The sequence below is a fragment of the Ursidibacter arcticus genome (assembly GCF_009761375.1).
GTDB lineage: Bacteria > Pseudomonadota > Gammaproteobacteria > Enterobacterales > Pasteurellaceae > Ursidibacter > Ursidibacter arcticus.
In genome coordinates, this window is record NZ_LEKM01000116.1 from 1 (window position 1) to 22,178 (window position 22,178).

The following is a 22,178-nucleotide window of genomic DNA, read 5'->3' on the forward strand; positions in this document are numbered from 1 at the left end:
GATGTTATCAGGTTGTACCTCCCCTTGCCCCTCTTTATCTAAAGAGGGGAATATAGAAAAAAGGAAATCAAATGGCATTACCAAGAACATTAAAATTGATGAATGTGTTTAATAACGGGGTGAGCTTTCTCGGCGTTGCTGAAGAAGTGGAACTCCCGAAATTAACAATGAAAATCGAAGATTATCGAGCAGGTGGAATGATTGGTGAAGTGGGGATTAACCTTGGCTTAGAAAAGCTAGAGCTTACCCATAAATACGCTGGCATTGTGCCTGAATTATTTACTGGCTTTGCGTCTGAAACCATTGATAGCGAACTTATTCGCTTTGCTGGTGCATATCAGAAAGACGATACAGGCGATGTTGCTGCGGTTGAAGTGTTGATGCGTGGTCGTCATACGGAATTAGACGGTGGCAATAGCAAAGCAGGTGAGAAAACCGAAAGTAGTATTAAGTCGGCATTGACTTATTACAAGCTATCGGTGGACGGCAAAGAGATTGTTGAAATTGATTTGATTAACTCGGTGTTTAAAGTAGATGGCAAAGACCGTTATGCGAAACATCGTGCGGCAATTGGATTGTAACGACCATATCGGACGGGCACAGGACCCGTCCCTACCCAAATACTCTAAATGGAAAAACTTATGACAACTAAAACAATTACCCTAAAACAACCTATTATTCGTGGTGAAACGCAGATCAGTGAAATTCAACTGCGTAAGCCAAATGTGCCTGCGTTGAAAGGCTTAAAATTGCTAGATTTAATGCAGTCTGATGTGAATGCAATCAGTACGTTATTGCCACGCATTACGCAACCAATGCTGACTAAAGCCGATGTTGATCGTCTTGATGTAGTGGATTTTACTAAGCTCACTGGTGCTGTTTTTGATGTGATGGGTGTGAATGAAGAAGAGAGCGAAAGCGAAACTGATGAGGGAAAGTCAGACTAGTTCCTTCTTGTGTTGAAGATGCCATCGCTGACATCGCCACCGTTTTTCACTGGCAACCGAATGCTTTTGATGAGATGGATTTAGATGAGTTGATGCGATGGCGTGAGTTGGCTCGGCAACGAGCCGAAGTTAGTCAAGATGAATAGAGAGATTAAATGCTCCAAAATATCGCCCTAATGAGTTTGGGATTTTTTGTCTTTATGCGACAAACGATACCCTTTCAAGAAACAAGTCGAGATGTCTCGTGGAATCACCCAACAAATAATGTGGTGGGGAAATTACCACGCACGCAATTTACAGGCAAAGCTGGTGAAACCATTACCCTAAGTGGCACGTTAATGCCTGAAATTACAGGCGGTCGAATGAGTTTATTGGCGTTGGAAATGATGGCTGAAAAAGGCGTGCCATATCCGTTGATTGATGGTGCAACCTTTATGATTAAAGGTTGGTTTGTGATTGAGAGTATCAATGAACAATGCACCGAATTATTTGGCGATGGCACGCCCCGTAAAATAGATTTTTCAATGACGCTAAAACGCACTGATGATTCTATTTTGGGTGATATTATTGATGATGTGATGAGTTATTTGTAGTCGCCTGCTCTGCGAATTGCTTTAATGCTAGCGTTACCACTTGATTTTGCCCAATCCCCATTTCTTGACTTAACTGCTCTAAGAGTGAAATGGTATCAATATGTAGTTTAAGCGATTTCTGTTTAATGCCTCGTTTCGCATCACTTTTTGCGTTGATTTCTTGTCTTGTCATTGCCATTTGAATTACCTATTGATCTTTAAATTAAGTTTTTGTATAGTTGGAGCCGTCAGGGGAAGCTGCAACTTCCCCCTTCGGATTATCTTAGCTAATTACAGTTCCAGAGCAACTAGCTAAACAACAGATAATCAGGATAATGAAGAAAAGCGACTTTTTCATATCCTTACTCCTATTGTTAGCCCCACTTTCTACAAGGTGGGGTTTCTTGTCTCTAACCCCTTGCTAGATATGGTTATTGTAAGGGATCTTACATTAAATTGCAAGTGTTTTGTTATCTTTTTTTCCACATTTTCAACAAGTTATCTCTTTTTTCAGATGGTTTTAATATGGCGTTTATTTTTCTATTTGATGATGACTTATGTTTGAAAAACTGCTCCAAACTAACCACCGCAAGCCGAAGGTGCATTTAAGCGTTCGACCTGATCCGAAAAGTGAGAAAAAGGATATTACGACCTTACTCTCCCAGCGTTTGATGAGTTTAACTTTAACGGATAGTCGGGGCTTTGAAGCGGATCAGCTTGATTTAACCTTAGATGATGCAGACGGTTTGTTAGATTTGCCAAGTCGTGGGGCGATTCTGTCGCTAGCGTTTGGTTGGGCTGATGAGCCGTTGGTGTTTAAAGGGGAATATACGGTTGATGAGTTGGAACATTCGGGTGCACCTGATATTGTGACGATTCGGGCCCGATCTGCAGATATGCGTGGCACGTTAATGAACCGTTATGAACGTTCTTTTAATAATCAAACCATTGGGGCGATTGTGAAAAAGATTGCCGAAGAAAATCAGCTTAAGCCGTTGGTTGATAAGGTGTTCGAGAATTTTGTGGTTAAACATATTGACCAAACCAATGAAAGTTCAATTAACTTGCTTTCTCGCCTAGCGGAAGAACACGATGCGATAGCTACGGTTAAAAATGGCAATTTACTGTTTATTCAAGCAGGGCAAGGGAAAAGTGCCAGTGGCAAGCCATTGCCGACAATACGCATTACCCGACAAGATGGCGATAGCCACCGTTTTGCGATTGCAGAGGGCGATAATTATAAAGCCGTTAAAGCCTATTGGCACGATACCGACACAGGTAAGCGTGGTGAGGTGATTATTGATGAAAATAGTGACGTGAAAAAGGTCAATAAAAAGACTAAAAAAGGTAAGGTCAGCAAAAGTAAGAAAACGGTGGTAGTGCAGAATGAGCCTGTTGAAAGTGATGCCGATAATATCAAAACCCTACGCCATACTTATAAAACCGAACAATCTGCCTTGCGTGCTTGTCAGCGTGAGTTTGGTCGTTTACAACGTGGCGTTGCCAGTTTTTCACTGAATTTAGCGGTGGGTAATGCGGAGTTGATGCCTGAGTTGCCAATTGAAGTGAAAGGCTTTAAGCCACAAATTGACAGCTCCGAGTGGATTATTACGCAAGTAACACACTCAATCGGTGATGGTGGATTTACCACCGCGATTGAGTGTGAGTTGGGAACAGGGAGAGATGCCGAATAAAATCTGCACTATGCGGATTTGTTATGAAGATGTTTAATAAGCTGAGATACCGTAAGATGTAATTGCATTAAATTATATAATGAATAAACACCAATACAAAAATGAAGAAAAAACAGCGAATACTTTATAGGCTTATTTGGTGAAATTGCAATGATAATATCCGTAAATAATGCATTGCTCGCTACTAAAAATAGTGTGATAAAGAGCCATTTACTAAATAAAGCGTAGGTTGTGAATAATGATTTTTGCATAATCCCCTCCTAAATAAAACAGGGGCATTATACAAAAATTATTCGTGCTTATAGAGCCTTTTGAGCTTGTTTCTGTCCACATAGCCTATGATTTGCTTGTGATTTTCAAGTTGAAAAACGACTTTAACCCGTTTGGCATTTCCTTTGGGTTCGCTAAGCATACAAAGCTGAGTGCCATTCAATACAAAATCCACCGATTTTTTCCCTTTTGGATATTGATAAATCTCAATACCACTACGGTGATCTACTTCCACAAATTTAACCGCTTCTCTTTCTAATTCAGAAATAGCACCACAAATTTCAGAAATCGGATCATAAGTTAAATCTTTGTAGAATTCTTTTATGGCAGGATATGCAGGAATAAACCAATATAAAAAAGCAAAGATCAATACAATCAGTTTTTTAATTGATAGAATGCTTCATCACAAGAAACCATTTCTTTACAGTATTTTTTATCGCAGTCGTATTCGGTGGCTTGAGCTACTGTTGCGAATAGAAAACCGAGAGTAAGACAGTACAATATGGCTCTCATAAATATCCTTTACTCGTTTTCCCCCACAATTTCTAAAAATGTAGCTTCATCAATAATACACGCAGCTACTTTTTCCGCTTGGGCAAGTTTAGCTGGTCCAGCATTTGATCCATAAACCAAATAAGACAAGTTTTTAGTTACGCTTTTTTTCACCGAGAAACCATTTTCTGCAGCTAGAGTTTCTAGGCGTTCTCTATCTGCTTTCTTAAATCCAGTAAAACAAATTTCTTCATCAATACTATATTCATTGTCAAAATCATCTTCGTTGTCAAAATCAAAGTCAGATTTTTTATTGCGATATTTGATGACTTCATAAATGCTGTGATTAGCTAACCAATCTGTTTTGGTCAGGATTTCACCTGTTGAAAGATCAATAATTTCATCATCAATTCTTTCAACACGAAATGTCCGTATATCTTCCCTATCGTGGCAATAGGCTTCTAAGTATTCACTATCTAATTTTTTTACATCAACGGTGCGGTGGGTCAAATTACCTTCAAAGTCTGTGTACCAAAATTGAATAGTCTCTTTATTTGTATTATTTCGAGCTTTCTTTGAAGGCTTGGTTTGCTGAATAATCTGTGGAGAAGTCTCTAGCAACTCATTTGAATTTGCTTGCTCTTGCTTCTGTTTCTTTTTCTCTTCACGATCAGCCCAAAAACCTAAACCTATCAATACACTAGTCGCTACAACTGCCCATTCGCCACCAAAATAGGAACCGATTGCACCGACAAGAGCGATTAAAATAAAAAGACCTAAACAACCTGCAATCATAGTTTGTACCCTATTTCTTAATCCCAGCCACTTCAACTACATCTCGGTTAAAGACTTGTTGGTTATTGTTATTGCCATTCGCCACTTGATTTACGCCATTTCCTACGCCATTGAGCGAAGCATTAAGCAGTTGCAATTTTTGGGCGGAATCTAACCGCTTGTAGTTATCCAGTAGCAGTTGTTCCATTTCATCAAGGGCTGGCTTAGTTTCTTTGCCCAAAATAAGCCAATTCAAATCAACATCATATTCATCTGCAAAAGTAACAATCGCCTGTAAAGGCATTGAATTTCTACTTTTCCAACCTGAAAGGGTATTCTGTGCAATTCCAAAAATTTCTAATAAAAATTTATCTGTCTCTCTACTCGCACTCTCTTTCATTCGCTCAATAATTAAGCAACTATCATAATTTTTCATTAAAATCCCCATTTTAGATTGATATATCTCACAATGAGATATATAATTCACACACATTAAAGAGATTGAAGCAAAGAAAGCAAATCAATCAAATTTCCCAAATATACCACCAAGGAGCAAAAAAATGAACACATCAGCACGCAAAATCGTGAGCTTTCAAGAAGCTTTTGAAGTAAGCCGTCAATTACGTTGGAGAATGGAATACTTAGAAGAATGTGGTGCAAAAGGTGTGTGTTTTGCTCTTGAGATTGAAGAAGAATTAGCGGCAGCAAAAGCCTTATTAGCCCGTAAATTTAACGCTAAAGCAAAAGCGAATGCGTTGGATATTAAAATCCAAGCTCGTGTTGAACGTATCGAAGCGTTTATTGCTGAAACAAAAGAAACCATTCACTAAATCACAACGGGGCGTAAGCCCCATTTTATAGGAGAACAATATGGAAAAACAAACCAAAAACGAAGCGGAAGCCCAAGGAAATGTACGCTTTACGGGCAAAATTGCGGAAAAAATCAGACAACTTGCCGAAGACGATGATCGCTCTATTTCTTATGTAGTGAAACGTTTAGTCAGAGAACGTTTGGAGCAGATGGGGGAAGTATGAGTAATTTAGACAAAAGCCCTGAGCTTGCAGGGCTATGGGCAGGTATTAGTCAGCAAGATAAGCCAGAATTATCGGTGTTAATGTATCAAAGAGCGCATCTTGATATTCAGTTAAACCGTTTGAGAGTTGCTCTCGTTGCTCATCAAGAGCCTCAGCCCACTGCTCAAGTGCAGTTTTTTGGTTTGCCGTCAGTGTTGGCTGAAGTAATGCTAAAGCCTGCTCTATCTGTGTTGCAGAATGAGCTTCAACGGCAAGATTGTCGTTTAAATCCGCATCAACAAGAGCGTAATCAATACCCGATGTCGCTAGGATTTGTTGCTGAGAATTGGTATTTAGTCGTCGCAACGCTCGAAGCAAGCGATAGTTTGAAATCTGCGTTAAAGCCTCTTTGTTTAGGTGATTTTGGTTCATATTCATTCCTTAAAGCATTTTTGGGGCTTTAAGTATAACAGTAGGTCAATGACAAATGAATGGTAATGAAAAAAGCCCTGAGATTGCAGGGCAAGAGAAAAATGCTAACCACGAGGGGCAAGTTCGATTTCTGTTACCGCATACAATGGAGACGCTCTATATAGGCGGTAGATTTCACGATACATCTCGTGTGCTTGATGTGATTCTAGGGTTGCACGGACTTTCAGTAGATATGCTTCGAAATTGCGAAGGCTTTCTGAATTCAGCGGAATACCGTGAGAAGCAAGCATCAATAATGCGTTGCGTGAAAGATTTTCGTTCTGATTCGCTTGATGAGCGAAGAACAAAAGGCTACTTGCGAAGAGAACTTGACCAGCTACTTTGGGGGATAGATTCACTAGTAGATCGTCAAGCAAATTATGAAGCAGGGAATCATTCAAATTTGGATTTCTTTTCATAGTGTTTCCTTAAGTTGAGTAAGACAGAAGTTAAATTATAAATAAATAGGAGGCATTGGCAAAAAAACAACAATATCTAACCGCTTGTTAGGGGTAACAATGGTTAGTAAAAAACGTTAAGGCTGGGCTGTGAGCTGTGGGGACAGTGAGCAGAATGGTGGATAGATTTGGTAAAAGTAAAACATATGGCAAAGGGTAAAGATGAATGTAAATCTAAAATGTCTTAAATGCGCTACAAAGTTGAATGTGAGAACCTCTGACAACCCAACTTTGCAGACTTGTACCACTATTTTTAGATGCCATAACTGTGGCTGTTATGGAAAAGCCTATTCGGAAATTGTGGAGTTTTACGAGCCTGAATACCGAGAGGCTGAAGGTTGGCGACTAGCAACTAAGCCGTTAAATCAGCTAGATAGACAAACTGTTGATATGTTCGCACCTGAATATACACATTCATCTCAATTCAAATATTAATCTTTAAACGGTACAAAAAATAGCCTTTTTAATCAGGGCGGGTTTTTTGCACCCTAAAAATAGGAAATTGCACAATGAATAAACAATTTAGACGTAATCAACGTTGGCGTATGAACCGACAATTGAATAACCGCAGACGGGTGAATTTGTGGCTGTTGGAGAAGCGTGTGAGCTATTTGGAAGGTCGTGAAGAGGTGTTGGTGCTTGATTTGGAGAACACCCACGATTTGATGAAAGCCCTTGAAACAAAGGTGCAAGCGTTGATTGCGGAAAATCAGGCATTAAAAACGACACAACCTGTCGGGCTGTTGGCTCGTTTAGGTGCGTTTTTGTCGAGTAAGGGTAATCCGTAGGGTTCGGAGGGTGTATGAGTAAGATTGTTATTGAGGTGGGTAAATCGTTTCGTATGGCTGATGGTAGCAAAGCCACAATCTTTGCCGATTTGCGTCAGGTTATTGAAGGGGGCGATCACTTTGGTTTCCATTTTTTCGGCGGTTATGTCTTTGAGGGGCAATTTTATGAATGCCGTTGGAATGAGCAGGGGCAATCAGACAGAACAAACTATCGTGGCTTTTTAGAAGGTCCTTGGCAGGAATAATTGGGGGAGTTATGGCGTTGGATTGGTCGCAGTTACGCACTCAATGTTGGCAAAAGGTGGTTGATCGCTTTTTGCCAAGAGGTAAGCGTGATTGGTTTTTTCTGCGTGAGCGTTGGAATTTATACAGTGATGATATGCGTTCTATTGTGCTTGCAGTTGCAAGAATTGAGACACTTCAGCCTATTGAGCTGTATAGCAACACAGAAAAACGTGCGATTGCCACCGCTATTGCCCTAATCAATGCCTTTAGTGAGTCGGATAAGGCGTTAATTGCGAAAGAAAAACATAAATGGGAAAAGCTGTATCAGCCCGAAGAGTAGGAGTAAGAAATGAGTCAGTTACAACGTGCAGAGTTTTTTTATCAATTTTGGTTTAGCTGTTTTTGTCGTACTGGGTTGCCTTGTGCTTTTAAGCAGATGATGCGGTATTTCGACCGTATGGCTGAGCTAAAGGGGGTGTGATGATTTGTATTCGTCAGAGTGTTGAATTGTTACCCAATGATAACCGAGAGCAAGCCGTTAAGCGATTACTGTCGATATTAGAAACAGGCTTACTTTCTGAGCTTAGTCAGTTTGATGGCAATAATCCCAATCCGATCACCATAACATTGCGTATTAAACAAACCATTACACAGAAGGAAAATTAGATGAACCGTAAGATTATTTTTACCATCGATGGTGCTGAAACTTTTGAGATTGAAAAGAATGTCTATGGCTACCGTATTTTACAGGTAATTACGGAGCAGGAAGCGAGAGCGGTCAGTGGTTATTATGCTAATGCTGGGGAGTTGGTTGATGGCTTGGTTGAGTTAGCCATTTTTTCAGGTGATGATGCGGTGGCGTTAGCGGATATTGGCAATTCGCTTAAAGGTATTCGCACTTCATTGAGTGAGTATTTAGGTTGTTACGCTGAGATGTAAGCCGATGAGTGGTTGGGATTATGGCAAGCGTGCGGCTGAAGTGGATGCGGAGCGTTTGCAAAACTTTGAGCGTAACAGACCGCTTGCTCGCACGCCGATTAAGCCTGTATTAGATGACCCACGAGCCAATGCCACTCAGCTTGAGTTGTTTGAGCTGGTGGGGCGTGATACTTATGAGTATGTGGAGGGTTTGATCCGCTCTTTGCCGTCTTTGCGTCAGCGTGAGCATTTCCGCAAGATTTATTTGCGTGAGTATCGTTCGGTTGAAGATGACGGTTCGTTAGCCTTTTCTAGTGGGAATTTACCGAAACGCCACGCGAATACGTTTTTGCGTGAGCTGTTGGAAGATCGGCTAGGCAAGGTGTTCAAGCAATATCGCTTTGACCTTGAGTGGTTGAGTTTGACGATGGCTCAAAAATGGCAGTGGGCGTTAGACTTTTCTGAGCAGTTTCGGGGTGAGAGCATTGTGTTAGATGGCGATGCGTCAATGGCGTTTGAGAAAGCTGATGATGTTCGCCGTAAGTTGCCTTTCTATTTGATGAGTGAGTCGAAGTTAGCCGTTGTTGCTCATCATCTTTCTTTTATCTTTTCTAAAATTCAAGCCGATTTTTTCACAGAGCAAGCCTTAAATCAGACCGCAGATAAAACGTTGTCTTGCGGTGATGTTGATGCGTTGGTGGTGGTGTTGTATCGCCATTTGGGTTTGTTGTGTGAAGCGATTGGTTTGGAGTTTCATTATTGGAAAACCTTTAGCGAGCGTGATGGCGATGCGGATTTCCGCCCGAATATTAAGTCGATTGAGATTGCACTGAATAAGACTGTTTGCGATAAGTTTTGGTTGCGTGCGTTGCGTAAGGCTCAACGTCAGATGGTGGAACATTTGGCGATTGCTTGCGGTGAGGTGCGTAAGGGTGTTTCTCCGTATATTTCAGAGAAAAGTTTTTCTGAGTGGCGTTCGAAGATGAAGAAGAACTTTGATTTTCTGAAGTCGATGATTGTTGAGAATGTTGATGACCCTGATGAGCAGATTGAGCTTTTGACGATGTATCAGAAGTCGTCTGCTAATCCGTCTATTCGCCGTTTAGAGATGATGACTCGTTTGCGTGGCATTGAGGAGTGGGCGGAAGAAGCGGGGCATCAGGCGTTGTTTTTAACTTTGACGGCTCCGTCTTCGTTCCACGCTCAGTTAAGCAAGGGCGGTCAAAATCCGAATTGGTCGGGAGCAAGTCCGAAACAGACTCACGCTTATTTAAATAAGGTGTGGGCTCAATATCGGGCGTTGTTGGCTAAACGTAAAATCGGTTTTTACGGAATGCGTGTGGCTGAACCGCACCACGATGGCACGCCACACTGGCATTTGTTGATTTATGTTAAGAAAGAGTATGTTGATGAAGTCAGTGAGCTGTTTCGTGCTAAGGCGTTGGAAGTTGATGGCGATGAGAAAGGGGCGAAAAAGCATCGTTGCAAGATTGAGATTTGCGATAAGGCAAAAGGCTCGGCTACGGCTTACATTGCGAAATATATTGCGAAAAATATTGATGGTTTTTCGGAGTTTGGCGATATGTCGGACGAGGTGGAAGGCTTATCTATTAAAGATAATGCTCGTTATGTCAGTGCCTGGTCGAGATGGTGGGACATTCGTCAGTTCCAGTTTTTTGGAGTGAGTTCAATCGGTGTGTGGCGTGAGCTTCGCCGTTTGACTGCTGGGCAGTGTGGGGACGATCAGCTTGAGCTTTTACGCATTGGGGCTGATTTGGGCGATTACGCTTTTTATTTGGATAAACAAGGGGGCGGTGGAGCTGGTCGTTCGGTTCAACTCGCTAAATTACATTATGAAGATAGAGAGGAGAATAAATATGGTGAAGTAGGTAAGAAAGTTGTTGGGATTGCGAATGCGTTTAAACAGGCTGGGGAGTGGGTCAAAACAAGGCTCAAAAATTGGGTTATCAAAAAAGGCTCAGTGAAGTCTGTTTCTGAGCAGGAGGCAATCAATTCTAATACGGAGCGTAGCTCCGCTTGGACTTGTGTCAGTAACTGTAACCCTAGTGATAGCAAGGGTTCAGGGGCTGATACAGTAGAAATTGTTGATAATTTCATCACGCAAAATGCTCATCAATTGCAACGGTTAAAAATGGCTCTTGGTTGGCGTGGAATTGATGAAAAAACGTTCTCAAAAACGCATTTTTTCACTCTTCTGAAAGGCGGTTCGGTGAAGTTATTCGGCAGTGATTACGTTTCCTTTGATGGAAATGAGGTGCAGATTTGCCGTAAGGGTGGGTTTGAGCTAGGTAAATTTAATAAATTGGAGAAATGTTATGGACTTTAGCTATAACGAAAATGAGGCTCTACAAGGTGGAGCAAGCGGTTATATTACTCAGACAGGTGCTTATGTGGTTAAGATCACAATGGCAAAATGGACGGTCTCACAGTCAGGTGCGGAAGCATTGGAGCTTTCTATTGAAACTGAAAATAGTGAGAAGCTAGATTACCTTTCTATTTATTACAGGGGTAAAGATGGCAATGTTATTGATTTTGGGCGAAATATGATCCAGTCGCTGATGGGATGTACTGGAGTGAAAAAACTTAGTCGTCAGCCTACTGAGAATGCGTTGATTGCACCTGAATTGATCGGTAAGAGTGTTGGGTTGTGTTTACAAAAACATCTTTATACAAAGCAAGATGGTAGTGATGGTTTTTATTTCAAGATTATTCAAGTTTATTCTGCAAAGTCAGGGCTAACATTATCTGAACACAAAAATAATGAACCAGCCAAGCGTGTTGCTTACTTGATTAGTACAATGAAAGATAAAGATGAGCGAGAAAAACCTAAGAGAACAAAGCAGTCAAAACCGAAGAATGAGACTAACCAAGCCAATGAAGCCACTGCTCAGCTATATGGTAAATATGATTTCGATGATGATGTGCCGTTTTGATATGTAAGGGGTAAATATGAGTAATATCAATCAAACCATCACCCAGCGGGGCAAGCAATACGGTAGCTTTGATGATGTGGCTTTAATGAGTCAGCAACTCAAGGGGATTTTGCACAATACGAATACTCAGCTTTCTGCTGTTCAGCAGGAGGCGGTGGAGATGATTTGTGTGAAACTGGCTCGTATTTGTGCTGGGGTTGATCCGAGTTATGCGGATAATTGGCGAGACATTGCAGGTTATGCGGTGTTAGGTGGGAAATTGGAAAATTAGGGGGATGTATGGAAAAGGTGGAACAAGTGGCTGAAATTGAGAAAAATGTTGCAAATATGCCTGAGCCTGATATTGAGTTTATTAGGTTAGGTGAAGTGGTTAAATTGTTTGGGGTAAGTCGTGCGACATTTGACCGTTGGCAACGGCCCGATTCGGAGTATTATATTCCTGATTTTCCGAAAAAAATCAAAATGGGGAATTTATCGTTTTATGTTCGGTCGGAAATTCGGGCATATATGCAGAAAATGATTGATGAAAGTTAAAAGAAAGGCTGGGAGTTTTACCCAGCCTTTTTGTTATTGTGATTTCCAACCGCATTTTTCGATGAAATTACCCCAGTAATTCATTATTGGTATTCGCTCTGGTAGGTAATTGTGGCGATTATAGACTTTTCTCACTCGGTTACCTTTGATGGTATGGGCTAACACGGCTTCAATAGCATCAGGGTCAAAACCTTGGCTATTAAGGTGGGTGCTGATTAAGGCTCGCATACCGTGTGAGGTAAAGATGCCTTTGTAGCCGTTAGATTTCATTGCTCTGTTCACTGTTTCGCTACACATTGGTCGGCTACCACCTTTGAAATGAGGGAATACATAATTTGAGCGACGGCTGAAAGCTCGCATTTGTTGTAAAATGTTTATCGCTTGGGGCGAGAGTGGTACGATATGATCACGTTTTTTGTAGCGTGAGCCTTTCATTTTTTCTTTTGGTATGTGCCATAGGCGATTTTCCCAGTCAATTTCCGACCATTCTGCAGATACGGCTTCGGCTGGGCGAACGCCTGTGAGGAGATTCCAAAAAATCAGATGGCGAGTCTGTGGCTTGATATTTGCTGTTTGCATCCGATAGATGAACTCTGGCAGTTGTTCGTCACTGATAGTTGGGTTGTTATCCGCTGGCTTATAATGAAAGGCTTTTTTGGCTTTATGGCAATTATGCATTTCAATTAGGCCCGAGTTTTCGGCGTGATCCATTATTCCTTCAATAGTGCGTAATACTTTCTCGATGACGGAGGTTTGCTGTTTGCGATAGACTTTTTGCAGTGTATCCACCAGTAATTTTGAGTTGATTCGTTCAAGAGGTAGGTTCGCCAAGGTTGGGAAGATGTGGTTTTCTAGCCGTCGCCAATCTTGTTTCATCGTTTTTTCTGTAACCTGTGTGGTTTTGAATGCCTTCCATTTTAGGGCTGCGTTGTAAAAGGTGCGTTCTATGTTGTCGCTAATGCGTTGTTGGATTCCCAGTAGGTATTCTTTTGGGTCGATTTTTTCAATTAGCAACTGTTTGTATTCCGCTCGTTTTTCCCTTGCTTGTTTGAGAGACATTGTAGGGTAATGTCCTAGCGTGATTGATGTGCGTTTTTTGGTGATGGGCTTGTCGTAAATAAGTCGCCAGGTTTTTGAGTTAGGCGTGATGTCTAATACAAGCCCTTCGCCGTCTCTGAGTCTGCCGTTTTTTGCATTTTTTATGTCTAGGTTTGATAGCGGTTTGATGATAATAGCCATTGCTTATATCCCCTTTGTTCTATCGGGTTTGGTGTGCAGAATTTTGGTCACATTTTTAGTCCGATAGGTCTGTTTTTGCCTGATCTAGTTTGATCTCTGCAAAAGCCTAAAAATAGCCTAAAGCATTGATTTTACTAGCGTTTGATCGGTGTTGGTTTTGGGGTGATAAAAACTGTGGAGGCGTGTACCGGAGTCGAACCGATCTACATGGATTTGCAATCCAGTGCATAACCGCTTTGCTAACACGCCATTTAAAAATGGAGCGGGAAACGAGGCTCGAACTCGCGACCCCGACCTTGGCAAGGTCGTGCTCTACCAACTGAGCTATTCCCGCATTTGATTTGGTATGTCGTTAAGACGTTGCGTATTCTACGAATTTTTAACGCTGTGTCAAATTATAAATTCATTGGCAATTTTCGATTGACGAAAAAAAGTTCGTTATGTTGTTTTTTTGATAAATTTAGTTGCGAATTGAGCAAAAAGGCGGATAATTGCGAATGAATAAGAATAACTCTTATTTGTATAATTTATCTCTCAATGTAATTTATTCAAGGAGCCTATTATGCGTTTAAAATCCTTAGCGTTCGCTATCTCTACTCTTTTCTTAACAGCTCAAGCTAATGCAACTGATTTATCTAAAGAAACGGAAGCATACAAAAATTTTGTTGTAGCTCAAATTGATAATTTGGTTTCAGACACAGAAAAATTTGTGAGTTATTTAAAAGCAGGAGATTTGCAAAAAGCAAAACAGATCTACCCGCTTGCACGTATGTATTTTGAACGTTCAGAACCTATTGCAGAAAGTTTTGGCGATTTAGATCCTCGTATTGATGCTCGTTTAGCTGATTTAGCTGAAGAAGGCAAAACTGAAAAAGATTGGTCAGGATTCCATAAAATAGAACAAGTTCTTTGGGAGAAAAACACCACTAAAGGAACAGAAGAAACTGCAGATCAGTTATTAAAAGATGTTAAAGAGCTGCGTGCAAAAATTCCAACAGCTGAAGTAACACCAGAATTAATGATTACTGGTGCAGTAGATTTATTAAATGAAGTTTCAACGACAAAAGTAACGGGTGAAGAAGAAATTTATTCAAAAACAGACCTTTACGATTTTAAAGCAAACATTGAAGGGGCTGAAAAAATCTATGAATTATTCAAAGAAAAATTAGAGAAAAAAGATCCAAAACTATCTAAAGAAATTGCCACTCGCTTTGCTGAAGTAAATGGATTACTAGATAAACATAATCAAGCCAAAGGTAGCTATGATTACGTTGGTTACGATAAATTATCTGATAAAGAGATTAAAGCTCTTGCAGAAGCTGTAAATAAATTAGGTGAACCTCTTGCTCAAATGGGTATTCTACTAGCGAAATAAGGAATTATTATGAGCGATCAACATAATCAAAATGCTCGCCGTGATTTCTTAAAACAAGCAACCTTAATCAGTGCCAGTCTAATGGCTGGCACTGCCTATGCTTTAGAACCGCGAGTTCCCTCACAAATTAAAAACCTCTATCCATTTTTTGGTACACATCAACAAGGTATTGCCACTCCCGCACAAAAACAGATCTATTTTATGGTGTTGGATTTACACACTCACGATATTCAAGAAATCAAAGAGATGTTTAAAACGTGGACGACATATAGTGCTAATTTAACCTCTGGAAAGAATGTAAAAAACTATGGCTCAAATACTTATATTCCACCAATAGACACAGGTGAAGCAGACGGTCTAAATCCACATAATCTAACCTTAACCTTTGGTATTAGCCCAACTTTCTTTGAAAAATTAGGTATTACCAAGTTAAAACCGAAAGCATTAAATCCCCTTCCTCACTTCCCTCGTGATCAATTAAAAGAGCATTACAGCGGTGGCGATATTTGTATCCAAGCCTGTGCAGACGATCCTCAAATTGCTTTTCACGCAGTACGAAATTTAGTGCGTGTTGCTCGCTCTAAAATTACAATGCGTTGGAGCCAATCAGGTTTTAATTCCTTTGAAAATGGTGATACCCCTCGTAACTTATTTGGCTTTAAAGACGGTACGGGTAATCCACAAGGTGAAGCCTTGAACGAAACAGTATGGTGCAGTGAAAATGATTGGCTCAAAAATGGTTCTTATTTGGTTGCTCGCCGTATTCAAATGCACTTAGAAACTTGGGATCGCACGAATTTGAATGGACAAGAAGAAACCTTTGGTCGCCATCGTGATTCAGGCGCTCCATTAGGTGAGAAAAAAGAGTTTGATGCTGTTGATTTAGAGAAAAAAGATGAAAAAGGCAATGTCGTTATTCCTGAAATTTCACATCTTCATCTTGCGAAGAAAACAGGCTTACAAATACTTCGCCGTTCTTTCTCTTATGCGAGTGGTGTTGATCCTAAAACAGGGCAATTTGATGCTGGGCTACTTTTTATTTCATTCCAAAAAGATCCTGCACAATTTATTACGATCCAAAACAGTTTAGGCAATATAGACAAAATGAACGAATATATCACTCACATCGGCAGTGGCTTATTTGCTTGTTTTGCAGGGGTAAAAGATGAAAATGATTACTTGGGCAAAGCATTATTTGATCAAATTTAACCACCTTATTGCACTAGCTACGCTCAGCATTACGCTGAGCGTTTGTGCTTATGCAAAAGTAGAAACCAGCCATCTTTTTGTGTATCTTTCTGATGCAATGGCTGAAGTGAAACGAGGTGAAATTGCAAAATCTCAGCCGTATCTTACCGCTTTAAAACAGGAGTTTGAAGCGATCCCAACTCATCAATCAAATGCTGGACAAGCGGTCAGTTCTGCAATTTCTTTTGCAATTAACCAACCGAGTTTAACCACCTTTGAGCAACTTTCAAAAGCGCTTTATACCTTTGAAAAAGAGCAAAATCCCGTAGATTACAACCAAAAACGACAACAATTCGCTAAACGTGTATTGCCTGTTTATCAACAATTAGCCAAAGCGGTTTCAGAGTAAGATTTAACCGAAACTCAAATTATCTTTAAGCGGTTCAATAGCACTTGGACGGCAAATGAAAAAGTCGTTCGGGAAACTAGTTTAGGACACTACGGGCAAATAGAAACAGCAATGACATTACTACGCATTGCAATGCTTTCTGAGCCGACAAACTTTGCAGAAATGCAAAAACAGGCGATGGCATTAGGGCAAGCTTTAAATGACTTTAAACAAGGTAATACCCTTCAACCACAAGCATCAAACTTAGCGAATGCTCCACAAACATTAGCAGAAGGTATTCAACTCTTAGAAAAGAGCCATCAAGCTTTTGAAAATAACCAATCTGAACAAGCCAGAGCGGATATCACACTTTTTATTCAACAATGGGCAATTTTTGAAGGAGATGTCCGTACTCGTAATAGTACGCTCTATACTAAAATTGAAAGCGATTTGCCAATTATTATGGTAAAAGGCAACAATCCAGATAATTTACAGCATTTTCAACAACTTATCAGCGAAATGAAACAGCTTGATACCGCTAAACATTATACGGCGATTGATGCAATGCTCATTTTATTACGCGAAGGATTAGAAGCCTTACTCATTATTATGGCATTGCTCACCACTTTAAATGTCGCTAATCAACCCACTGCTAAACGTTGGGTTTATGCTGGTGCAGGTTTAGGGCTAATGGCTAGTATTGCAGGAGCAATGGCATTACATCTACTCTTCCCTGCGATTTCTGCTGGTACAAACCGAGAAATTTTAGAAGGTGTAGTTGGTGTGGTTGCAGTGCTGATGATGTTATTTGTTGGGGCTTGGCTACATCGCAAATCATCTATTCAAGGTTGGCAACAATTTGTGAATAAACAGGTTAGTCAAGCACTAGCAACTGGTAGCTTAGTTTCTATGCTATCTCTTAGTTTCTTATCCGTATTCAGAGAAGGAGCAGAAACAATTTTATTCTATGCAGGAATGTTACCGCTTATTAGCACACAAGATCTCATTTTGGGCTTGATGCTAGCCGTTGCATTATTGGTATTCATCGCGTTTATAATGGCATTTTCATCTAAAAAATTGCCTATACACCATCTATTTAAAGTAATGACACTACTTATCTACGGGCTAGGATTTAAAATTTTAGGGGTAAGTATTCACGCTTTACAACTTACGCAAGTTATCCCAAGAAGTGTTGTTGATAACTTAAGTAGCATACCTGAAATTGGTTTTTATGCCTCTTGGCAAGGGGTTATTGCACAGCTTGTCTATCTTGCTCTTATACCGATTGTTGCGAAATTCTTTAAGAATTAAACCATTAGTAGTATATGTCTAAAATTTCAGAATAATATTCACTAGTTTGGTGAATATTATTCTTGAAATATGTAAATAATCCACTCTCATAATTTACATATTCTATACAATTTTAAAAGGTATGTAACATATACATAAATAACTCTTTGATTTCATTCTAAATATTTATATTCCCAATTTGTGATCTAATTCAAAGTTTACTATTGTTTTGTAAACTTGTTTTTGATACAGTCCAAATAATAGTTTTATCTATTTTTTTTCTACATTTTGCCTACAAGCTAAGGAGAGCAAATGAAAAAAATGATTAACTTATCTGACAAAGATGCTCTTTTTATTGAGCAACTCTCTTTAGGCTTATGCAAAGATCCCTTCGCTTTTTTAGGTATTCACGCTGTTGCTAAAGGCGTTATTATCCGAGCCTATTTACCCGAAGCCTTAACTGTAACGATTATTGATGAGCAAGCCAATCCTATCGCTCAAATGCAGAAAATAGATGATCGTGATTTTTTTGCTGTTGAGTTAAGTGGTAAAAAAACAGACTTATCTTACCGCTTACTCGTTGAATATGCTCACATTACCCTTGATATTGAAGACCCTTACCGTTTCCAATCTCATTTTTCTGATTTTGATAGCTGGCTATTATCTGAAGGCTCACATACTCGTCCTTATGAAAAACTAGGTGCACATTTAGTTACACAAAATGAAGTCGGAGGTATCCATTTCAGTGTCTGGGCGCCAAATGCCAAACGGGTATCGGTAGTAGGCGATTTCAATTTCTGGGACGGTCGCCGCCACCCGATGCGTTATCATAGTAATAGCGGTATTTGGGACATTTTTATCCCTAACGCTAAAAAAGGGACACTCTATAAATTTGAAATTTTAGATCATAATGGCAAACTTAGATTAAAGTCAGATCCTTATGCTTTCTTTTCGCAATTTCGTCCTGATACTGCATCTGTTGCAACAGGCTTACCCGCCAAAATTGAGACCAATGAGCAACGTCGTAAAGCCAATGAGCCTGACCAACCCATTTCCATTTACGAAGTTCATTTAGGTTCGTGGCGTCGTAATCTAGAAAATAATTATTGGCTAAATTATCAAGAAATTGCCGATGAACTTATTCCTTATGTCAAAGAGATGGGATTTACCCATATTGAGTTATTACCAATATCAGAATTTCCATTTGACGGTTCTTGGGGTTACCAGCCGACAGGGCTTTATGCGCCAACAAGCCGATTTGGTTCGCCTGATGGATTACACCATTTAATCAGTAAAGCACACGAAGCAGGGATAAATGTTATTTTAGATTGGGTTGTTGGACACTTCCCAACTGATGAACACGGGCTAGCCTATTTTGATGGCACACATCTCTATGAGCATTCTGATCCTAAAGAAGGCTATCACCAAGATTGGAATACCTTAATTTTTAATTATGGTCGCCACGAAGTGCAAAATTACTTATCGGGAAATGCACTCTATTGGGTTGAACGTTTTGGCATTGATGCTCTACGGGTTGATGCTGTTGCCTCAATGATTTATCGGGACTATTCACGCAAAGACGGCGAATGGATTCCGAATAAATACGGTGGACGTGAAAACCTAGAAGCGATTGATTTTCTGCGTAAAACCAACACAATGTTACAAGCTGAAAACCTTGGCAGTATCACTATCGCCGAAGAATCCACGTCATTTGCAGGCGTTACTCATTGCCTAAAAGAAAACGGTTTAGGCTTTGATTATAAATGGAATATGGGTTGGATGAACGATACGCTACGTTATATGAGTACCGATCCTATCTATCGTAAATATCATCATAATTTGATGACATTTGGAATGATGTACCAATATAGCGAGAAATTTATGCTTCCGCTTTCGCACGATGAAGTTGTTCACGGCAAGTACTCAATGCTTGGGAAAATGCCTGGGGATTGTTGGCAACAATTTGCGAATTTGCGTGCTTATTATGGCTATATGTGGGGCTATCCTGGTAAAAAATTACTGTTTATGGGCAACGAATTTGCACAAGGTCGTGAATGGAATTTCCAAGAAAGCCTAGATTGGTTCTTGCTTGGAGAAGAAGGCGGTGGCTGGCACAAAGGTATGCTAAGTTGGGTACGAGACCTCAATCACCTTTACACAAAAACGCCTGCTCTTTATGAATTGGATTATTCTCCTGATGGCTTTGAGTGGTTAGTTGTTGATGATGCTGAACGTTCTGTATTTGCCTTTGAACGAAAAGCGAAAAAAGGTAACAGTGTTATTGTGGTCAGCAATTTTACCCCTGTTGTTCGTGAAAATTACCGCATTGGTGTAAATCAACTCGGCGAATATAAAGAAATCTTAAACTCTGACTCGATTTATTATATGGGAAGTAATGTTGGCAACTTTGGTAAGATCGCTTGTGAAGAACTCCCTTCACACAATAAGCCTTATTCGATCAACTTAACCCTACCTCCGCTTTCTACACTATTTATTGTTTGTGAGCCTTGTATTCACTCAAACACAACTAAGCTAAACACAAAAAAGACAGTAGCTCGAAACACAAAGAAAACGAAAGGTAAATAGTGATATGCAATATCTTACAGGGAGAGCCTTTCCACTAGGTAGCCAAATAACTAAATTTCAAGGCAAGCAAGGAGTTAATTTTGCAATTTTCTCACGCAAAGCCACCGCTATTGAACTCTGCTTATTTAAAGAGCAGAGTGAAATTCGCTTACCAATGGTAAAAAGTGATGATATTTGGCATCTTTTTGTAGCCAATGAAACGGCTAGTTGTGAATATGGCTTTCGAGTATATGGCGAAACGAACGAAGCAACAGGTAATTTATTTAACCCAAACAAACTATTGCTCGATCCTTATGCGAAAAAAATTATTGGTACGCCTGATTTAAGTAGTGAAGAGAAAGGAAAATGGTTTCTGTGGAATGATGAACGAGATAATGCACATCTTGCACCAAGATCCGTTGTGATCGATGCTGATTTTGATTGGCAAAATATTCGCCCACCAATGACACCTTGGGCTGAAACCATTATTTACGAAACACAAGTAAAAGGTTTCAGTAAACTTAACCCTGATATTCCACCTGAAATAGCAGGAACATTTGCAGGAATGGCACACCCAAGCTCAATTTCACACTTAAAACGCTTGGGTATTACCGCAGTGGAATTATTGCCAATTACTTATCATATTGATGAGCCTCATTTACAAAAAATCGGTTTATCAAATTATTGGGGATATAACGTTATTGGGCATTTTGCTGTTGATCCTGTCTTAGCTTTTGATAAGCAAAACCCACTAAATGAATTTAAAACACTCGTCAAAACCTTACATCAAGCGAACATTGAAGTGATTTTAGACGTTGTTTTTAACCATACTGCCGAAGCAGGTAAAGATGGACCAATGCTATCATTACGCGGTATTGATAACAGTGCTTACTATTGGCTTAGTGAACAGCAAGAATATGAAAATTGGAGCGGTTGTGGTAATGCATTAAATATCCATAGTGAAATGAGTGTCTTACGTTGGGTGATTGATTGTTTAAGCTATTGGGTAACTGAATGCCAAGTTGATGGCTTTCGTTTCGATTTAGGTGCAATGTTAGGTAGAACACCGAACTTTTCAGATAGGGCTGCATTTTTCACTGCTATTGCAAGCCATTCAACCTTAGCGAATATAAAAATGATTGCAGAACCTTGGGACATCGGTTCAAATGGCTATCAGCTCGGAGCATTCCCAAAACCTTTTGCAGAATGGAATGATCGTTATCGTGATGAAATGCGTCAATTTTTCTTAACCACAAGCGGTCAGTTAAGTTCATTTGCTCGTAAATTTGCGGGAAGTGATGATATTTTTGGACATAACCGCTTACCTAATAGCAGTATCAATTTTATTACTGCTCACGATGGCTTTACATTACAAGATCTAGTCAGCTACAACCAAAAACATAATCACGCCAATGGTGAAAATAACCGAGATGGACATCACCGTAACCTAAGTAACAATTACGGAATTGAAGGTGAAACAAATGATCCTAACATTCTAGCTAAACGAGATGCTGCCCGTAGAGCCCTATTAGCTACACTCCTACTCTCTGCTGGTACACCAATGATACTTGCTGGAGATGAGTTAGGGCATACTCAACAAGGTAATAATAATAGTTATTGCCAAGATAACCCTATCACTTGGATTGATTGGCAAAAAGCAGATCAATCCTTAATTGACTATGTGGCGACGCTTATTCAACTACGCAAACATATTCCATTACTTTCACACAATCAATGGTGGAAAACTGAATCAGTTCAATGGCTGAATAAAAACAACACCCCTATTTCACATAATGAATGGCACGATGAAAGCATTCGATCGTTAATGATCTTACTTGAAAATCAATGGCTTATTTTGATTAACGCCACACAAACAACACAACAATTTTTACTCCCAGAAGGACAATGGCAAACCCTTTTAGGTATAGAAAAGGCAACTCTGATGACTGATACGCAATCCGTTACTCTCGACCACTTAGGAGTATGCGTACTTCAAAGGATTATTTAAAATTCACTTAATTG

General features: G+C 39.9%; 32 protein-coding genes and 2 tRNA genes. 25 read left to right on the forward strand and 9 right to left on the reverse strand.

Annotated features, from left to right (window positions below; all coding sequences use genetic code 11):
• Window positions 1-71: 71 nt before the first annotated feature.
• The 4 genes from A1D25_RS03875 to A1D25_RS03890 are packed head-to-tail and all read left to right on the forward strand — an operon-like array spanning window position 72 to window position 1,540.
• Window positions 72-581, forward strand: a complete 510-nt coding sequence (locus A1D25_RS03875) for a phage major tail tube protein (protein ID WP_157394383.1) — start codon at window positions 72-74, stop codon at window positions 579-581.
• Between the two features lie 60 nt (window positions 582-641).
• On the forward strand, window positions 642-947 hold the full coding sequence (locus tag A1D25_RS03880; protein ID WP_157394384.1) for a phage tail assembly protein: 306 nt from the start codon (window positions 642-644) through the stop codon (window positions 945-947).
• Between the two features lie 32 nt (window positions 948-979).
• Entirely contained in the window at window positions 980-1,093 is a 114-nt protein-coding gene (locus A1D25_RS03885; RefSeq protein ID WP_420825103.1) for a GpE family phage tail protein, read from the forward strand.
• Between the two features lie 9 nt (window positions 1,094-1,102).
• Window positions 1,103-1,540: a phage tail protein gene (locus A1D25_RS03890; RefSeq protein WP_157394385.1), complete on the forward strand. Its 438-nt coding sequence runs from the start codon at window positions 1,103-1,105 to the stop codon at window positions 1,538-1,540.
• On the opposite strand, the gene A1D25_RS03895 is transcribed toward A1D25_RS03890, so the two are convergent.
• A complete protein-coding gene (locus A1D25_RS03895) occupies window positions 1,512-1,718 on the reverse strand; it encodes a ribbon-helix-helix protein, CopG family (RefSeq protein ID WP_157394386.1) in 207 nt (68 codons plus the stop codon). The two genes, A1D25_RS03890 and A1D25_RS03895, sit on opposite strands and share 29 nt — an antisense overlap.
• A gap of 358 nt (window positions 1,719-2,076) precedes the next feature.
• Between A1D25_RS03895 and A1D25_RS03900 the strand changes: the two genes are divergently transcribed.
• Complete coding sequence (locus A1D25_RS03900) at window positions 2,077-3,213, forward strand: phage late control D family protein (protein ID WP_157394387.1); 1,137 nt, start codon at window positions 2,077-2,079, stop codon at window positions 3,211-3,213.
• 8 nt (window positions 3,214-3,221) lie between these two features.
• Here the strand turns inward: A1D25_RS03900 and A1D25_RS03905 are convergent, their stop codons facing one another.
• The 4 genes from A1D25_RS03905 to A1D25_RS03920 form a co-directional block, all read right to left on the reverse strand.
• Complete coding sequence (locus A1D25_RS03905; protein WP_157394388.1) at window positions 3,222-3,464, reverse strand: hypothetical protein; 243 nt, start codon at window positions 3,462-3,464, stop codon at window positions 3,222-3,224.
• 38 nt (window positions 3,465-3,502) lie between these two features.
• Window positions 3,503-3,853 (reverse strand): hypothetical protein, encoded by a 351-nt coding sequence (locus tag A1D25_RS03910; protein WP_157394389.1) that lies wholly within the window; start codon window positions 3,851-3,853, stop codon window positions 3,503-3,505.
• A gap of 152 nt (window positions 3,854-4,005) precedes the next feature.
• Window positions 4,006-4,770 (reverse strand): WYL domain-containing protein, encoded by a 765-nt coding sequence (locus A1D25_RS10920; RefSeq protein WP_162853270.1) that lies wholly within the window; start codon window positions 4,768-4,770, stop codon window positions 4,006-4,008.
• A gap of 10 nt (window positions 4,771-4,780) precedes the next feature.
• Entirely contained in the window at window positions 4,781-5,185 is a 405-nt protein-coding gene (locus A1D25_RS03920; protein WP_157394390.1) for a helix-turn-helix domain-containing protein, read from the reverse strand.
• Window positions 5,186-5,309: 124 nt separating this feature from the next.
• Between A1D25_RS03920 and A1D25_RS03925 the strand changes: the two genes are divergently transcribed.
• Both A1D25_RS03925 and A1D25_RS03930 read left to right on the forward strand, forming a co-directional pair.
• Complete coding sequence (locus tag A1D25_RS03925; protein WP_157394391.1) at window positions 5,310-5,579, forward strand: hypothetical protein; 270 nt, start codon at window positions 5,310-5,312, stop codon at window positions 5,577-5,579.
• A 40-nt stretch (window positions 5,580-5,619) separates the two neighbouring features.
• Window positions 5,620-5,784, forward strand: a complete 165-nt coding sequence (locus A1D25_RS03930) for a ribbon-helix-helix protein, CopG family (protein WP_157394392.1) — start codon at window positions 5,620-5,622, stop codon at window positions 5,782-5,784.
• A 45-nt stretch (window positions 5,785-5,829) separates the two neighbouring features.
• Here the strand turns inward: A1D25_RS03930 and A1D25_RS03935 are convergent, their stop codons facing one another.
• On the reverse strand, window positions 5,830-6,195 hold the full coding sequence (locus tag A1D25_RS03935; protein WP_157394393.1) for a hypothetical protein: 366 nt from the start codon (window positions 6,193-6,195) through the stop codon (window positions 5,830-5,832).
• Window positions 6,196-6,250: 55 nt separating this feature from the next.
• On the opposite strand from A1D25_RS03935, the gene A1D25_RS03940 reads away from it, so the two are divergent.
• From A1D25_RS03940 to A1D25_RS03990, 12 genes are all read left to right on the forward strand, one after another.
• Window positions 6,251-6,655, forward strand: a complete 405-nt coding sequence (locus A1D25_RS03940; RefSeq protein WP_157394394.1) for a hypothetical protein — start codon at window positions 6,251-6,253, stop codon at window positions 6,653-6,655.
• A gap of 238 nt (window positions 6,656-6,893) precedes the next feature.
• Window positions 6,894-7,127 carry a hypothetical protein gene (locus A1D25_RS03945; RefSeq protein WP_162853271.1) on the forward strand — a complete coding sequence of 78 codons (234 nt, stop codon included), beginning with the start codon at window positions 6,894-6,896 and terminating at the stop codon, window positions 7,125-7,127.
• A 74-nt stretch (window positions 7,128-7,201) separates the two neighbouring features.
• A complete protein-coding gene (locus A1D25_RS03950; RefSeq protein ID WP_157394396.1) occupies window positions 7,202-7,480 on the forward strand; it encodes a hypothetical protein in 279 nt (92 codons plus the stop codon).
• A gap of 14 nt (window positions 7,481-7,494) precedes the next feature.
• Window positions 7,495-7,725: a hypothetical protein gene (locus tag A1D25_RS03955; protein WP_157394397.1), complete on the forward strand. Its 231-nt coding sequence runs from the start codon at window positions 7,495-7,497 to the stop codon at window positions 7,723-7,725.
• Window positions 7,726-7,736: 11 nt separating this feature from the next.
• Window positions 7,737-8,045, forward strand: coding sequence for a hypothetical protein (locus tag A1D25_RS03960; protein ID WP_157394398.1), 309 nt, complete (start codon window positions 7,737-7,739; stop codon window positions 8,043-8,045).
• A 9-nt stretch (window positions 8,046-8,054) separates the two neighbouring features.
• The gene (locus tag A1D25_RS11165) at window positions 8,055-8,186 is read left to right on the forward strand and encodes a hypothetical protein (protein ID WP_275895802.1); all 132 of its coding nucleotides are present in this window, start codon (window positions 8,055-8,057) and stop codon (window positions 8,184-8,186) included.
• Window positions 8,186-8,371 carry a hypothetical protein gene (locus tag A1D25_RS03965; protein WP_157394399.1) on the forward strand — a complete coding sequence of 62 codons (186 nt, stop codon included), beginning with the start codon at window positions 8,186-8,188 and terminating at the stop codon, window positions 8,369-8,371. Before A1D25_RS11165 ends, A1D25_RS03965 begins: the two co-directional genes overlap by 1 nt.
• Window positions 8,372-8,644, forward strand: a complete 273-nt coding sequence (locus A1D25_RS03970) for a hypothetical protein (protein ID WP_157394400.1) — start codon at window positions 8,372-8,374, stop codon at window positions 8,642-8,644.
• 4 nt (window positions 8,645-8,648) lie between these two features.
• Entirely contained in the window at window positions 8,649-10,970 is a 2,322-nt protein-coding gene (locus A1D25_RS03975; protein WP_157394401.1) for a replication endonuclease, read from the forward strand.
• A complete protein-coding gene (locus A1D25_RS03980) occupies window positions 10,960-11,577 on the forward strand; it encodes a hypothetical protein (protein WP_157394402.1) in 618 nt (205 codons plus the stop codon). Before A1D25_RS03975 ends, A1D25_RS03980 begins: the two co-directional genes overlap by 11 nt.
• A gap of 16 nt (window positions 11,578-11,593) precedes the next feature.
• Window positions 11,594-11,848: a DUF6378 domain-containing protein gene (locus tag A1D25_RS03985; RefSeq protein WP_240327100.1), complete on the forward strand. Its 255-nt coding sequence runs from the start codon at window positions 11,594-11,596 to the stop codon at window positions 11,846-11,848.
• A gap of 8 nt (window positions 11,849-11,856) precedes the next feature.
• Complete coding sequence (locus tag A1D25_RS03990) at window positions 11,857-12,111, forward strand: helix-turn-helix transcriptional regulator (RefSeq protein WP_240327101.1); 255 nt, start codon at window positions 11,857-11,859, stop codon at window positions 12,109-12,111.
• A 33-nt stretch (window positions 12,112-12,144) separates the two neighbouring features.
• On the opposite strand, the gene A1D25_RS03995 is transcribed toward A1D25_RS03990, so the two are convergent.
• The 3 genes from A1D25_RS03995 to A1D25_RS04005 form a co-directional block, all read right to left on the reverse strand.
• Complete coding sequence (locus A1D25_RS03995; RefSeq protein WP_157394403.1) at window positions 12,145-13,350, reverse strand: tyrosine-type recombinase/integrase; 1,206 nt, start codon at window positions 13,348-13,350, stop codon at window positions 12,145-12,147.
• 175 nt (window positions 13,351-13,525) lie between these two features.
• A tRNA-Cys gene (locus tag A1D25_RS04000) sits at window positions 13,526-13,599 on the reverse strand.
• A 9-nt stretch (window positions 13,600-13,608) separates the two neighbouring features.
• Window positions 13,609-13,684, reverse strand: a tRNA-Gly gene (locus A1D25_RS04005).
• A 228-nt stretch (window positions 13,685-13,912) separates the two neighbouring features.
• Here A1D25_RS04005 and efeO point away from each other — a divergent pair.
• The 6 genes from efeO (at window position 13,913) to glgX (ending at window position 22,164) form a co-directional block, all read left to right on the forward strand.
• Window positions 13,913-14,725, forward strand: coding sequence for an iron uptake system protein EfeO (gene efeO / locus A1D25_RS04010; protein ID WP_157394404.1), 813 nt, complete (start codon window positions 13,913-13,915; stop codon window positions 14,723-14,725).
• Window positions 14,726-14,734: 9 nt separating this feature from the next.
• Window positions 14,735-15,934, forward strand: coding sequence for an iron uptake transporter deferrochelatase/peroxidase subunit (gene efeB / locus A1D25_RS04015; protein ID WP_157394405.1), 1,200 nt, complete (start codon window positions 14,735-14,737; stop codon window positions 15,932-15,934).
• Window positions 15,891-16,322, forward strand: coding sequence for a hypothetical protein (locus A1D25_RS11055; protein WP_240327102.1), 432 nt, complete (start codon window positions 15,891-15,893; stop codon window positions 16,320-16,322). Before efeB ends, A1D25_RS11055 begins: the two co-directional genes overlap by 44 nt.
• Window positions 16,323-16,433: 111 nt before the next feature.
• Window positions 16,434-17,612: an FTR1 family iron permease gene (locus A1D25_RS04020; protein WP_240327103.1), complete on the forward strand. Its 1,179-nt coding sequence runs from the start codon at window positions 16,434-16,436 to the stop codon at window positions 17,610-17,612.
• A 300-nt stretch (window positions 17,613-17,912) separates the two neighbouring features.
• A complete protein-coding gene (glgB, locus tag A1D25_RS04025) occupies window positions 17,913-20,177 on the forward strand; it encodes a 1,4-alpha-glucan branching protein GlgB (protein ID WP_157394503.1) in 2,265 nt (754 codons plus the stop codon).
• Window positions 20,178-20,181: 4 nt separating this feature from the next.
• The gene (glgX, locus tag A1D25_RS04030) at window positions 20,182-22,164 is read left to right on the forward strand and encodes a glycogen debranching protein GlgX (RefSeq protein WP_157394406.1); all 1,983 of its coding nucleotides are present in this window, start codon (window positions 20,182-20,184) and stop codon (window positions 22,162-22,164) included.
• Window positions 22,165-22,178: the final 14 nt, after the last annotated feature.

Bases quoted from the DNA above. Each gene is read 5' to 3' on its own strand.
- A1D25_RS03970 (WP_157394400.1), top strand. From the start codon at position 8,372: ATGAACCGTAAGATTATTTTTACCATCGATGGTGCTGAAACTTTTGAG.
- A1D25_RS03985 (WP_240327100.1), top strand. From the start codon at position 11,594: ATGAGTAATATCAATCAAACCATCACCCAGCGGGGCAAGCAATACGGT.
- A1D25_RS11055 (WP_240327102.1), top strand. From the start codon at position 15,891: ATGAAAATGATTACTTGGGCAAAGCATTATTTGATCAAATTTAACCAC.
- A1D25_RS03900 (WP_157394387.1), top strand. From the start codon at position 2,077: ATGTTTGAAAAACTGCTCCAAACTAACCACCGCAAGCCGAAGGTGCAT.
- A1D25_RS03935 (WP_157394393.1), bottom strand. From the start codon at position 6,195: ATGAACCAAAATCACCTAAACAAAGAGGCTTTAACGCAGATTTCAAAC.
- A1D25_RS03975 (WP_157394401.1), top strand. From the start codon at position 8,649: ATGAGTGGTTGGGATTATGGCAAGCGTGCGGCTGAAGTGGATGCGGAG.
- A1D25_RS03950 (WP_157394396.1), top strand. From the start codon at position 7,202: ATGAATAAACAATTTAGACGTAATCAACGTTGGCGTATGAACCGACAA.
- glgB (WP_157394503.1), top strand. From the start codon at position 17,913: ATGATTAACTTATCTGACAAAGATGCTCTTTTTATTGAGCAACTCTCT.
- A1D25_RS03930 (WP_157394392.1), top strand. From the start codon at position 5,620: ATGGAAAAACAAACCAAAAACGAAGCGGAAGCCCAAGGAAATGTACGC.
- A1D25_RS03880 (WP_157394384.1), top strand. From the start codon at position 642: ATGACAACTAAAACAATTACCCTAAAACAACCTATTATTCGTGGTGAA.
- A1D25_RS03960 (WP_157394398.1), top strand. From the start codon at position 7,737: ATGGCGTTGGATTGGTCGCAGTTACGCACTCAATGTTGGCAAAAGGTG.
- A1D25_RS03955 (WP_157394397.1), top strand. From the start codon at position 7,495: ATGAGTAAGATTGTTATTGAGGTGGGTAAATCGTTTCGTATGGCTGAT.
- A1D25_RS11165 (WP_275895802.1), top strand. From the start codon at position 8,055: ATGAGTCAGTTACAACGTGCAGAGTTTTTTTATCAATTTTGGTTTAGC.
- A1D25_RS03925 (WP_157394391.1), top strand. From the start codon at position 5,310: ATGAACACATCAGCACGCAAAATCGTGAGCTTTCAAGAAGCTTTTGAA.
- A1D25_RS04020 (WP_240327103.1), top strand. From the start codon at position 16,434: ATGACATTACTACGCATTGCAATGCTTTCTGAGCCGACAAACTTTGCA.
- A1D25_RS03920 (WP_157394390.1), bottom strand. From the start codon at position 5,185: ATGAAAAATTATGATAGTTGCTTAATTATTGAGCGAATGAAAGAGAGT.
- A1D25_RS03905 (WP_157394388.1), bottom strand. From the start codon at position 3,464: ATGCAAAAATCATTATTCACAACCTACGCTTTATTTAGTAAATGGCTC.
- glgX (WP_157394406.1), top strand. From the start codon at position 20,182: ATGCAATATCTTACAGGGAGAGCCTTTCCACTAGGTAGCCAAATAACT.
- A1D25_RS03895 (WP_157394386.1), bottom strand. From the start codon at position 1,718: ATGGCAATGACAAGACAAGAAATCAACGCAAAAAGTGATGCGAAACGA.
- efeO (WP_157394404.1), top strand. From the start codon at position 13,913: ATGCGTTTAAAATCCTTAGCGTTCGCTATCTCTACTCTTTTCTTAACA.
- efeB (WP_157394405.1), top strand. From the start codon at position 14,735: ATGAGCGATCAACATAATCAAAATGCTCGCCGTGATTTCTTAAAACAA.
- A1D25_RS03875 (WP_157394383.1), top strand. From the start codon at position 72: ATGGCATTACCAAGAACATTAAAATTGATGAATGTGTTTAATAACGGG.
- A1D25_RS03965 (WP_157394399.1), top strand. From the start codon at position 8,186: ATGATTTGTATTCGTCAGAGTGTTGAATTGTTACCCAATGATAACCGA.
- A1D25_RS03995 (WP_157394403.1), bottom strand. From the start codon at position 13,350: ATGGCTATTATCATCAAACCGCTATCAAACCTAGACATAAAAAATGCA.
- A1D25_RS03980 (WP_157394402.1), top strand. From the start codon at position 10,960: ATGGACTTTAGCTATAACGAAAATGAGGCTCTACAAGGTGGAGCAAGC.
- A1D25_RS03890 (WP_157394385.1), top strand. From the start codon at position 1,103: ATGCTCCAAAATATCGCCCTAATGAGTTTGGGATTTTTTGTCTTTATG.
- A1D25_RS03940 (WP_157394394.1), top strand. From the start codon at position 6,251: ATGAATGGTAATGAAAAAAGCCCTGAGATTGCAGGGCAAGAGAAAAAT.
- A1D25_RS10920 (WP_162853270.1), bottom strand. From the start codon at position 4,770: ATGATTGCAGGTTGTTTAGGTCTTTTTATTTTAATCGCTCTTGTCGGT.
- A1D25_RS03990 (WP_240327101.1), top strand. From the start codon at position 11,857: ATGGAAAAGGTGGAACAAGTGGCTGAAATTGAGAAAAATGTTGCAAAT.